This window comes from Roseburia sp. AM59-24XD, assembly GCF_003478445.1.
Classification (GTDB): Bacteria; Bacillota; Clostridia; order Lachnospirales; family Lachnospiraceae; genus Jutongia.
In genome coordinates this window covers 21,908-33,537 of sequence record NZ_QUET01000032.1, presented here as the reverse complement: position 1 = coordinate 33,537, position 11,630 = coordinate 21,908, and the positions used below count along the sequence as shown (strand labels likewise).

The following is an 11,630-nucleotide window of genomic DNA, read 5'->3' as shown; positions in this document are numbered from 1 at the left end:
GGTAGAAATAAAGAGACCCCGGAAAGGGGACGAAAACTAGCATATTTTTGCTTTTTAAGTACTCCTCTTCGTAGAAATAAAGAGACCCCGGAAAGGGGACGAAAACCGATCTGTTTCATTGAGGAAATACTCGATTTTCTTGTAGAAATAAAGAGACCCCGGAAAGGGGACGAAAACTTTGTCATAATATGTATCCTCCTTTATGTGTTTGTTAGTAGAAATAAAGAGACCCCGGAAAGGGGACGAAAATGGTCTGCCAGCTCGATAGCTTTTTCCTCTTCGGTCTTGTAGAAATAAAGAGACCCCGGAAAGGGGACGAAAATGTGGTATTGATTAGCTTGGTTATACTCTACCACCTTGTAGAAATAAAGAGACCCCGGAAAGGGGACGAGAACTATGACATAGCAATCGCGGTCTGCGCAAGCATGTGTTGTAGAAATAAAGAAACCCCGGAGAGGGGACGAGAACATCGCCCAGAATTCCGAAAGAATCTTGACGTCGCAGTAGAAATAAAAGAAACCCCGGAGAGGGGACGAGAACTGATCAGTGCAAATACAACTAATGTAACCATCTGCGTAGAAATAGAGAGACCCCGGAAAGGGGACGAGAACACTCTCTCCTGCAATTCCGGAGGTAACTTGTCCGCCGTGTAGAAATAAAGAGACCCCGGAAAGGGGACGAGAACGGGATTTTATCGGCATAATAGGCAGACCGCATTAGTAGAAATAAAGAGATCCCGGAAAGGGGACGAGAATTGTCCTGGGTATAAACATTATTGATTTTATCCGTAGAAATAGAGAGACCCCGAGAAGGGGACGAGAATACTACCGCGATCTATTTTGCCAAGTAGATTGACGGTAGAAATAAAGAGCCACCGGAAAGGAGACGAAAACTGTTATTCATTTTTGCCACCAGTCGGGAACATAACCGTAGAAATAAAGAGCCCCGGAAAGGGGACGAAAACATGGAGCGGCTGATTCGGTCAATCTTATAGCACATAGAAATAAAGAGACCCCGAGAAGGGGACGAGAACTCTGTCCTTGACGTTCCTGTAAATCTCCTTGTGCGTAGAAATAAAGAGACCCCGGAAAGGGGACGATAGAATTGTACACAATAATTTGAAAGATAAAACATGATGGGAGGTAAAAATGAGTTATTTATATGTATCGGAGCAGGGAGCGTATATTGGCATTAACGGAAATCGTTTTCAGGTAAAGTACAAAGATGGCATGATTAAAAGCATTCCAGCAGAAACATTGGAAGTGATCGAAGTCTTTGGAAAAGTCCAGTTGACAACACAATGCGTAGCAGAATGTCTGAAAAGAGGAGTTTCGGTAATCTATTATTCGATCAATGGTGCATATTATGGCAGGCTGGTATCGACGACGCATGTAAATGTGCAGCGTCAGAGGAAGCAGGCGGCGATAGCGAATGATGATGTATTTAAGGTTGATTTCTCCAGGAAGATCATATCAGCCAAGATTCGGAATCAAATGGTGATATTACGGAGATATGCCAGAAATAAGGATATTGATATAGAGCGACCTTTGGTCGAAATGCAGATAATGCAGAAGAAAGTGATATGTGCTAAGACAGTGGAGCAGATTATGGGATATGAGGGAACTGCTGCCAGAATATACTTTAAAATATTAGCACTACTGATTGATCCAAAGTTTACTTTTTCGGGTAGATCCCGAAGACCGCCCAGAGATCCGTTTAACTCAATGATCAGCTTGGGATATTCTATTATTCTAAATGAAATATATGGGAAAATTGAAGGAAAAGGCTTGAATCCATATTTTGGAGTGATGCATAAAGACAGAGAAAAGCATCCGACATTAGCAAGTGATTTAATGGAGGAATGGAGAGCGGTATTGATCGATTCCACAGCATTGAGTATGTTAAATGGACACGAACTTTCTGTGGATGATTTCTATTCAGAAATGGATCAACCGGGGGTATTTTTAACGCAGGATGCTTTCAAATTGTATATTAAGAAATTAGAAAATAAATTTCGGGCAGACAGCAGGTATTTGTCTTATATTGATTATGCAGTTAGTTTTCGAAGAGCCTTGGATTTTCAGATTGGACAATTTGTGAAAGCGATAGAGACGGAGGATGTGGATGTTTACACACCGATTGTTATTCGGTAAAAGGAGTAAAGCATGGAGAATTATTTTTGGAATACAGAGGAGATTCAGAATAGCAAAAAACTGTATATTTTGATAATATATGATATTGTAGATAATAAAAGAAGAAATAAATTTGCCAAAAAGATGAATGGATACGGATTTCGTGTACAGAAATCTGCGTTTGAAGCAATTATTTCGGAAAATTTGTATCGTAATCTATTAAAAGAAATACCCGGTCTGATCAATAAGAAAGAGGATAATATCAGAGTTTACAAGATACGTGGTCAGGGGGAAGTTTCACTATTTGGTGAAAGTATACAGATACATGATGAAGAGGTCGTTATTATATAAGATGGAGGAAGTGAAAATGGGAAGAACAATTTTATTTACACCGGTAGGAGGAACGGATCCGATTTCTTCACAAAATTGCAGAGATGGATCCATGTTACATATCTGCAGAGTCTATAAACCAGATAAAGTGATATTGTATATGTCAAAGGAGATGCTTGCATTTCAGAAAACGGATGATCGGTATCGTTATTGCATTGAACATTTGGGGAATCTGTTGAATCATACATTTGAGGTTGAAGTTATAGAACGGGAGAAACTTACAAAAGTGTATGAGTTTGATTATTTTTATCAGGATTTTCGTAGTATTGTAGGTGGCATTTTTGAAAAGATGGAAAAGGGGGATACTTTACTGTTGAATATTTCTTCCGGAACGCCGGCAATGAAAAGTGGATTGGCTGTGTTACAGACGTTGGAAGAATATCCTGCAAAATTAATACAGGTAGTAACGCCGGAAAAAGGTATTAATGAACATCATCATAAGGGATATGATGTTGAAACATTGTGGGAATTAAACGAAGACAATGAGCCGGATTTCGAAAATCGATGTCGAGAGGTAGAGTGTCCAACGCTTTCATGCATTAAGCGGGAAGAAATAATAAAAAAACATATTAAGGTTTATGATTATCAGGCGGCATTGGACACATTGGAAACCTTGCCTGGAAAAGCGACAGATTCTTATAGAGCACTCATTGAACTGGCTGCCCAAAGATTGCTTTTGAATTTCTCGGCGGTAGACAGATTGTTGCGAGAAACGGGAATACAATGTCTTCCTGTTCGGGCATCTTCTGAACGGAAGTATTTTGAGTATGCATTGAGTGTTGCCGTAAAGCTAAAAAAAGAAGAATATGCAGATTTTATTCGTGCAATTACGCCATTAATTGTTGATCTGTTTGAAATGATCTTAAAAAAGCAGTGTAATATTGATATAAACGATTATTGTGAGGATAATAAATCCAATATAAGAAAGTGGTCCTCCAAAAAACTGGAAGGGACACAGGTAGGAGAGATTCTAAATCGGGAATATCAAAATCGTTTTCAGGCGAAAGATGTTTATTCGATTCATTTAAAAATATTAATTGAAAATATCTCCGAGGATAAGCATTTGATTCAGTTGATTAACCATATTCGAGCTGTAGAAGAGAGTGTCCGGAATTTAGCAGCGCATCAGATTGTTTCGATAACGGATGAAGTCATTCGCCAGAAGACAGGCTTCACATCGGCTCAAATTATGGATATGATTAAAGAGCTTTTCAGCTACACAGAGATAAAGGTCAAAAAAGATTATTGGGATTCATATGATCAGATGAATAAGTTAATATTGGATCGAATGTCCATATATCACTGATGAAAGAAAATGAAAACATTTTATTTAGTGGAGAAAATGTAATTGACGTAGTATATCGTGTGCAATACAATAAATAAAATGGAGAAACAGGAGGTCATCATGTCCGAGAATAACACCCACGATTCACAGGACTCTCACCCTTCCGTAGCGCGTCCGCTCCTCAACATCACCTCCGCCATTATCTCTGCCCTTCCGGCGGTTGATCCGCGGTTTCTCGCAGTGCCGGTGATCGCCAGTGTGGTAAATGAGATTGGTGCCTTTTTCGATGCGGCGAGCATCGAGCGGCGTCTGCATGAGCTGGAGGTTAAATTGAATGAGCAGACGGTGAGTGTGGACAGGCTGCAGGAACGGCTGGAATGTCTGGACGAGCATGGAAGATATGTGTTTCGCAACAATCTCAAACATCTGTGTCTGACGGCGCTTCCTGAGACGACAGGTACTTTGATCAACAGCATGATCGCATATCTTATGGAGGATGCGCAGGAAATGGATGAGGAGATATGCGAGATTGTCTCTGCCTGCAATGCCAATGATATCCGTTTTTTGAAAAGGCTGAAGCATTTCCTCGAGAAAGGGGAGCGGACGCAACAGAATCAGAAATATATAGAGGCACAGCAGAATGCGGCACAAAGCCATGAAAACGACTCCGTGGGAGGCGGATTTTTCACGCCGACACGGTGGCATGATCGTAATGTGATCTACGGAGAGTACACCGTTTTCTGGAAGGATTTTACAAAGTTTTTCAATATGATCAATATAGATGATATGGGGCGTATTTTAAATCAGACGGCTGTGGATCGTGACGGCAACAAGAATATGGAATGGGCGTATCTGATGCGATCGTTGCTGAAATTTCAAAATCTCGGAGTTGTGCAGGTGGAATTTCAGGCGACAGTGGGGACGATTAGTGCCAATCATGTGGAGCGGTTCCATATTACATTGTTTGGGCAAAGATTGTTAAAGTACATATAAATATTGGAGAAAGATCATGAAAATTTTTGTTGACGCGGATGCCTGTCCGGTGGTAGATATTGTAGAGCAGATTGCAGGCAGTCATCATATCCCGGTGACACTTCTATGTGATACCAACCATGTGCTGCGCTCTGATTACAGTGAGGTGATCGTGGTGGGAGCAGGGGCAGATGCCGTTGATTTCAAGCTGATCAGCCTCTGCAAGAGGGATGATATCGTGGTGACGCAGGATTACGGTGTAGCCGCGATGGCACTTGGAAAGGGTGCGGCGGCGATCCATCAGTCCGGAAAGTGGTACACCAATGAGAATATCGATCAGATGCTGATGGAGCGTCATCTGAACCGAAAGGCACGCCGCTCCTCTCACAAGAATCATATCAAGGGTCCGAAAAAGCGGACAGCGGAAGATGATGAGAGGTTTCGTGATTCTTTGGAAAGGTTGGTTCAGGCAAGGCTTCGGGAGATTACTTGACAGAGAAAACAGACAGAAAGAGTAGGAAGCGATTTAATTATGAAAGGACTTTATAAATTCAACGATTTCATTGAGCGCTGGATGGCATTTGTGACGCCGTCCTGCCTGCTGTTTGGAGTGTTGTTTCCGCAGATTGCAAAGCATGGAGTGCCGTATGTGCCTATGTCTTTGCTTTTATTACGTTTACGGGGGCACTCAAATCCCGGTTTCGCGATGTGGCAAATGTGTTTAAGGCACCATGGGCGTTGCTTGTTATCATGCTTCTGCTACATCTTGTGATCCCGGGTGTGGCATGCGGTGTTGGAAATCTGGTCTTTCCGGATAATACGAATCTGGTGACAGGTATGGTTTTGGAGTTTGCGGTTCCGACGGCGGTGGTCAGTATGATGTGGGTGACGATCTATGGCGGCAACAGTGCACTGACGCTGGCGTTGATCGTGATCGACACGGTTCTGGCACCGTTTCTGATCCCGCTTACCCTGCGGCTTTTCGTTGGTTCCAGAGTGACGATCGACATGACACATATGATCCGCCGGTTGATCTTTATGGTGGCGGTGCCGGCACTGGTGGCAATGACGTTAAATGAGGTCAGCAGGGGGCGTGCGCAGGATACACTTCCGAAGAAGCTGGGGCCGTTTTCAAAAATGGCACTGATCTTTGTCGTCGCTTCCAATTCCTCCGGGGTGGCACCATACGTTCGTCATATGACGGTAGAGCGGCTCGAGGTGGCAGGGCTGATCCTCTGTCTGGCTGCAGGCGGCTACCTTGTCGGAATGGGGATTGCCCGTTTTATGGGACAGGACCGGGATACGCAGATCTCGATGATGTACGGAGCAGGTATGCGCAATATCAGTGCGGGAGCGGTGATCGCCACGACATCCTTTCCGGGAGAGGTGCTGTTTCCGGTGCTGATCGGCACGCTGTTTCAGCAGGTGCTTGCAGCACTGTATGGAAAAATCCTGTGCGATAATTCCGGAAAAGGACAATGATACTGTTTGCCGCCTGTATCATACTATGCGAAAAGAAATATTGTAAATTCGAAGAAAACGCAGTATAGTAAGCGTAAATTATTACAACATCACAAAAAGAAATACGAATCATTGTTACATCATCACAATGTATCGACCATGGGAAGATAGTATGATAGTAGCAATCAAAGACAACACGAGATAACGAAGGCGTTACCAAGACATTGGTAGCGCCTTTTTGATTTTATTCTTGCAGTATCGTCTTTGAAATTCGTGAAGTAAGGAGGCAGATCATGAATAAAAGTATTGGTTACATTACCGGTGAAGAATTTATGGAGCTGGCAGCCGTTCAGGGCGCCAAAGTGTTATCTGCCCCGAAATCACTTCATCGAAGGATCGGCAAAGTCAACATCTTAGAGGTGCCGGACATTGAGAAATATGTCGAGGAGGATGAGATCATTATTTCGACATTATTTCCGTTTAAAGATAATCTGGAAGAATTTATCCGACTGCTTCGCAAGCTTGCAAAACGAAATATCACAGGATTTGCGATTAAGCCAAGACGGTTTATTCAGACGATTCCGGAGGAGGTCATTACGATTGCCGGGGAATTGGATATGCTTCTGATCGAGCTGCCGGATGACACGGTATTTGCGGATGTGGTTTATGAAGCGGTTCAGAAAATTTCCAATAAATCTGTCGATCTGTTTTTGCAGATCCAGAAAAGGACCGAGGCACTTCTGCTGAAAATGAATCAAAGCAGAGACATTCTTGAGACAATGCAATGCATTGAGGAAGAGCTTGGCATTCCATTGTTTCTCATTGATTCCATGAATAAAAGTTTTCTGACACCCGGAGCAAAAGAGCGGCTGGGAGATCTTGATTATGACGTGTGTAAGAAGATCCGCAGTAAGGCATCCGATGGCAAGATGAGCCAGCTGTTACTGAGAAACCGGCAGGTGAAAATGTACACGATGGAGGTGCATGACCGGAATCTTTCCAGTATGCTTTTAAATCTGATCACGGGAGAACCGATTTCCGGAGTGGAGGCAGGAATCCTGGAAAACGTCGCGCAGATGCTTTTCATACAGGTTAGAAATTATCATATTATCCGGGAGCAGGCAAGAAAATATAAAGCCAATTTCCTGATCGACTGTCTCAAAGGAATTCTTGTTTATCAGCAGGATATTCTCAAATATGCGGCAGACGCAGACATTCAGATCGACAGTCAAAGTAAATACGGTGTGGCGATTTTGAATAAAGAGGAATGGCGGCCGATGCGGGAGCAGCAGATGAAATTTCTGATGCGGCAGTGGGAAAAGAAATTTTTGGTGGTTACGCTGGAGGACAATATTGTATTGATCCTGAATGAAAAGCAGCTGGAGCACCTTGAGGAGTTGTTTGAACGCTATTTTCTGCAGCAGCAGATACCGGCAGAAAATATATGCATCTATGTCAGCGATGGTGATGAGATCACCTCTCTGGCAAAGGAATATCAACAGGCACTTCTGATCAAACGGATCGCGGGACTTTGCAATTTGAAAAGGGCAGTGATCCGGTACCGGGATCTGGGAAGCTACACGGTTCTGTCACTGCTTCCGATGGAACACCCGGAAATCCTCAGGATGGAGGAACGTTTTGTAAAACCGATCCGGGAATATGACACAGCGCATAACACAAAGCTTTTGGAAACACTGAGTACCTATTTTGGGACAGAGCAAAATCTTCGTGAAACGGCAGCGTGTATGTATACGCATTACAACACGATCAGTTACCGGATGGAGAAGATCAGGGAACTGCTTGCACTTCCGAAATGGGATGCGGAGATCCAGTTGCAGTTACAGATTGCATTGAAACTGTGGAACATGAATTTCAAAGATAGAAATGAGGCGGCAAGATGAAGATAAACAAATTTAATCCAATCATTAAGACAAATCAATTGAAGATCCGGTTTGGTGATTTTGTAGCAAATCAAAATATCAACTTGTCCGTATATGCCGGACAGATTCAGTCGATCGTTGGAGAAAACGGTGCCGGCAAAAGCACATTGATGAAAATGCTTTACGGTACATATAAGCCAACATCGGGAGAAATCTTAGTGGACAGGGAACGGGTTCATATGACGCCGCAGATCGCAATGCGGCTTGGCATCGGTATGGTGTTTCAGGACTTTCGGATCATCCCGGCATTTACCGCGTTTGAAAATATCATGATGGCACTTCCGAAGGAGAAAAGAAAACGTCCGAAGGAAGAGATCAAGAAGGAGATTTGTGAGATCTCACAGAAATATAAGATTCCGGTTGATCCGGATATGCTGGTCGGTCAGATGGATCTGGGACAAAGACAGCGGGTGGAGATCATCAAGGTATTGATGATGGGAAAAATGCGTGTACTGATTTTTGATGAGCCAACCAGTGTGCTGACACAGCAGGAGGCACAGGAATTTATCAAAATGCTTCAGTCTATGCGCGATGACGGTTATGCGATCCTTCTGATCACTCACAAGCTTCATGAGGTTATGGCATGCTCCGATGTGATCACCGTGCTTCGCCACGGCGAGATCGTTGAGAAGGAAGAGAAAGAGAACGGCTACGATCAGGAGCGGCTGATCTCGAAAATGATGGGTGGCGAGGTGACGATCCACACCGATTATGAGGATCAGAAAAAGGTCTTTGAAAAGGAAGAGGTTCTTTTGGAAGGAAAGGACATGAGCATCTACAATGCACAGCACCGGGAGTTGATCCGGCACGGCAATCTGACCATGAAAGCCGGCGAGATCATCGGTCTGGCAGGAATCTCAGGACGAGGACAGCGGGAGCTTCTTGAGACATTGTTTGGTGTTAATGTCCTGAAAATGGGACAGCTTACGATCGATGGCAAGGATATGACAAAGTCCTCGATCCGGGACAGGATCGAAGCGGGAATGGCACTTGTATCGGAGGATCCAAAGAGAGATAATGTCGTCGCCGGAATGAAGATTTATGAGCATTTCGCTTTGAACGGACCGGAGATTTCCTATAAAAAGGTTGGAATCAACTGGAAGGATCTGACCGATAAGATGGACACATCCAAAGCCGTAAAGGAGCTTGGTGTTCCGGAGAAAACAAGAGAGCTTGCGACACTTTCCGGTGGAAATATACAGCGTTGTATGCTGGCAAGAGCCGTGATGAAGCAGCCGAAGATCCTTTTGGCAAGCTATCCGAGCCGCGGACTTGATGTCGGAACCGTGGAGATGGTTCATCAGACATTGGTGGAATTAAGAAATCAAGGCTGCAGCATTCTTCTTGTTTCTGAGGATCTGGAGGAGCTGTTATCTGTATCTGACAGTATTGTCGTGATCAGCGGGGACACCCTGACGGAGAAGTTAGATCCGAAGACAACATCGGCACTGGAAATTGGAGATCTGATGATAGGAGGAAAAGAGCATGAAAGATAAAACGGAATCAATCAAACAGGCGTTGCTTACAGTGCTCGCGCTGGCAGTGATGGTCGTAATATTCGGCGTTTTCCTGATGACACAGGGCGTCAATCCCATTCAGATCTATGGGGATATGATCGTGTCCACGCTGGGTAATTCTTACGGAATCGGGCAGGTTGTTGTGAAATCGTCTCCATTCATTATGGTTGCCGTGGCGACTGCGATCTCCGCCAAGGCAGGACTGGTCAATGTCGGCGGGGAAGGACAACTCGCGATCGGTGCTCTGCTTGCAACGTTTGTGGCGGTCTTTGTTGCAAAATCCATGCCGGGGCCGGTTGGAATCCTTCTGATGCTTGTGGCAGGAGCGCTTGGTGGAGCGGTATGGAGCGGACTTGCCGGACTGATGAAGGTCAAAGCGGGAATGAATGAAACGCTGACCACGGTAATTATGAATTACATAGCATATGATATTGTTAGTTTCTTTGTATATGGCATCCTCAAGGATCCGGAATCCTTCAGCTGGCCGATGTCCCCGGAGATTGCAGATAAGCTCCGGCTGCCGGAGATCTATGTTGGTGTAAGCATCGGAATCTTCGGTGCTGTGGCGGTGGCAATTGTCACCTGGCTTGTTTTAAAGAAAAGCGCCTGTGGCTTTCGGCTTCGTGTGATCGGCGGAAATGCAGAGGCGGCAAAGCATGCAGGATTTTCAGTGGCGAAGATCCAGATGGCTGCCATGTTGATCTCCGGTGCAATTTCCGGAATCGCAGGTATGGTAGAGATTGCCGGAGTTGAAGGAAGACTTCGTACGACAACCGGCGTAAATTATGGATATTACGGTTTCCTGGCAGCATGGATGGCATGGAACAATCCGCTGGCAGCGATCATTACCTCCGTGGTGATCGGATTCCTGTGTGTAGCGGGTAACGTGTTGGAGCAGTCCAGTGGTCTTCCATCCTCCGGAACCAAGATTTTGATGGCACTCGTTTTACTTGGCATTTTGTGGAAAGGAAAGGGGCGTAAGAAATGTTCATAACATCTTTATTATCTGGAGCAATCCAGTGTGGTACCTCCGTTCTCTATGGCATTTACGGTGAGACGGTAACCGAGCGTGTGGGCGTGATCAACCTTGGCACCGAAGGCTGTATGGTGGTCGGAGCTCTTGCGGCATATGTGTGTACCTATCACACAAAGTCCCCGCTTCTCGGTATTTTGATGGCGGCAATCGGTGGCGGTGTCCTTGCACTGCTTCATGCGATCCTGGTCATCGGCAGAAAAGCCAATCAGCTTGCGACAGGTCTTACGATCATGTTTCTGGGGCTTGGTCTTACGTCGTTTCTGGGACAGCAGTACGTCAGCGTTTCCATTGATGGACTTAGCATGATACCGATTCCGGTTCTGTCCGGGATTCCGGTCATAGGAACAGCGCTGTTTAATCAGGACATTCTCGTATATGTTTCTTATATACTCTGTCCGTTGCTTTGTTATCTGTTGTTTAAGACAAGACTGGGATTGTTACTTCGGGCAACCGGCGAGGACGAGGAGGTTGTATTTGCCTATGGTGCAAACCCGAAGCTGTTACGTTATATTGGTGTCGTGCTTGGCGGTATGATCTCTGCGATCGGCGGAGCGCAGCTTGCCATTGCTTATACACATACATGGATTGAAAATATGACAAACGGTCGTGGCATTATCGCGGTAGCGCTTGTCGTGCTTGCCGGATATCATCCGAAGAAAGCGATGATCGGTGCCTACATTTTCGGTGGCGCACAGGCGTTGCAGCTTTTACTGCAGGCACAGGGCGTTCATATTTCCACATTCATCCTGCAGATGTTTCCGTATCTGTTCACAATCTGCGCATTGTTCTTTGCATCCCGCAAGAAGGTTCAGGCAATGCCTGCAGAATTAAAGAAGATTATTGAGAGCTCTGCGAATTCGTAGAACTTAAGATAAATAATTAAGAAAAGAGAGGTAA

Annotated in this window: 10 protein-coding genes and 1 CRISPR repeat array; all 10 genes read left to right on the top strand. The window is 44.8% G+C overall.

The window, feature by feature from the left end; all coding sequences use genetic code 11:
* Position 1 precedes the first annotated feature (1 nt).
* Positions 2-468: direct repeats of the CRISPR family, unit length 36 nt; unit sequence GTAGAAATAAAGAGACCCCGGAAAGGGGACGAAAAC.
* 680 nt (positions 469-1,148) lie between these two features.
* The 10 genes from cas1 (at position 1,149) to DXA20_RS13620 (ending at position 11,596) form a co-directional block, all read left to right on the top strand.
* Positions 1,149-2,153 carry a CRISPR-associated endonuclease Cas1 gene (gene cas1, locus DXA20_RS13665; protein ID WP_118561544.1) on the top strand — a complete coding sequence of 335 codons (1,005 nt, stop codon included), beginning with the start codon at positions 1,149-1,151 and terminating at the stop codon, positions 2,151-2,153.
* Between the two features lie 12 nt (positions 2,154-2,165).
* Positions 2,166-2,483 carry a CRISPR-associated endonuclease Cas2 gene (cas2, locus tag DXA20_RS13660; RefSeq protein ID WP_118561542.1) on the top strand — a complete coding sequence of 106 codons (318 nt, stop codon included), beginning with the start codon at positions 2,166-2,168 and terminating at the stop codon, positions 2,481-2,483.
* Between the two features lie 16 nt (positions 2,484-2,499).
* Positions 2,500-3,828, top strand: coding sequence for a type III-A CRISPR-associated CARF protein Csm6 (gene csm6, locus DXA20_RS13655; RefSeq protein WP_118561551.1), 1,329 nt, complete (start codon positions 2,500-2,502; stop codon positions 3,826-3,828).
* Between the two features lie 99 nt (positions 3,829-3,927).
* Entirely contained in the window at positions 3,928-4,800 is an 873-nt protein-coding gene (locus DXA20_RS13650; RefSeq protein WP_118561540.1) for a hypothetical protein, read from the top strand.
* Between the two features lie 16 nt (positions 4,801-4,816).
* A complete protein-coding gene (locus tag DXA20_RS13645) occupies positions 4,817-5,272 on the top strand; it encodes a YaiI/YqxD family protein (RefSeq protein WP_118561538.1) in 456 nt (151 codons plus the stop codon).
* A 224-nt stretch (positions 5,273-5,496) separates the two neighbouring features.
* Positions 5,497-6,261: a bile acid:sodium symporter family protein gene (locus tag DXA20_RS13640; protein WP_243100681.1), complete on the top strand. Its 765-nt coding sequence runs from the start codon at positions 5,497-5,499 to the stop codon at positions 6,259-6,261.
* A gap of 272 nt (positions 6,262-6,533) precedes the next feature.
* On the top strand, positions 6,534-8,141 hold the full coding sequence (locus tag DXA20_RS13635) for a PucR family transcriptional regulator (RefSeq protein ID WP_022304925.1): 1,608 nt from the start codon (positions 6,534-6,536) through the stop codon (positions 8,139-8,141).
* Positions 8,138-9,676 (top strand): ABC transporter ATP-binding protein, encoded by a 1,539-nt coding sequence (locus DXA20_RS13630; RefSeq protein WP_118561536.1) that lies wholly within the window; start codon positions 8,138-8,140, stop codon positions 9,674-9,676. The genes DXA20_RS13635 and DXA20_RS13630 overlap by 4 nt, the downstream gene beginning before the upstream one ends.
* The gene (locus DXA20_RS13625; protein ID WP_022304923.1) at positions 9,666-10,691 is read left to right on the top strand and encodes an ABC transporter permease; all 1,026 of its coding nucleotides are present in this window, start codon (positions 9,666-9,668) and stop codon (positions 10,689-10,691) included. Before DXA20_RS13630 ends, DXA20_RS13625 begins: the two co-directional genes overlap by 11 nt.
* Positions 10,682-11,596: an ABC transporter permease gene (locus DXA20_RS13620; RefSeq protein ID WP_022304922.1), complete on the top strand. Its 915-nt coding sequence runs from the start codon at positions 10,682-10,684 to the stop codon at positions 11,594-11,596. Before DXA20_RS13625 ends, DXA20_RS13620 begins: the two co-directional genes overlap by 10 nt.
* Positions 11,597-11,630: the final 34 nt, after the last annotated feature.

Coding starts and splice junctions, on each gene's coding strand:
- cas1 (WP_118561544.1), top strand. CDS start 1,149: ATGAGTTATTTATATGTATCGGAGCAGGGAGCGTATATTGGCATTAAC.
- cas2 (WP_118561542.1), top strand. CDS start 2,166: ATGGAGAATTATTTTTGGAATACAGAGGAGATTCAGAATAGCAAAAAA.
- csm6 (WP_118561551.1), top strand. CDS start 2,500: ATGGGAAGAACAATTTTATTTACACCGGTAGGAGGAACGGATCCGATT.
- DXA20_RS13650 (WP_118561540.1), top strand. CDS start 3,928: ATGTCCGAGAATAACACCCACGATTCACAGGACTCTCACCCTTCCGTA.
- DXA20_RS13645 (WP_118561538.1), top strand. CDS start 4,817: ATGAAAATTTTTGTTGACGCGGATGCCTGTCCGGTGGTAGATATTGTA.
- DXA20_RS13635 (WP_022304925.1), top strand. CDS start 6,534: ATGAATAAAAGTATTGGTTACATTACCGGTGAAGAATTTATGGAGCTG.
- DXA20_RS13630 (WP_118561536.1), top strand. CDS start 8,138: ATGAAGATAAACAAATTTAATCCAATCATTAAGACAAATCAATTGAAG.
- DXA20_RS13625 (WP_022304923.1), top strand. CDS start 9,666: ATGAAAGATAAAACGGAATCAATCAAACAGGCGTTGCTTACAGTGCTC.
- DXA20_RS13620 (WP_022304922.1), top strand. CDS start 10,682: ATGTTCATAACATCTTTATTATCTGGAGCAATCCAGTGTGGTACCTCC.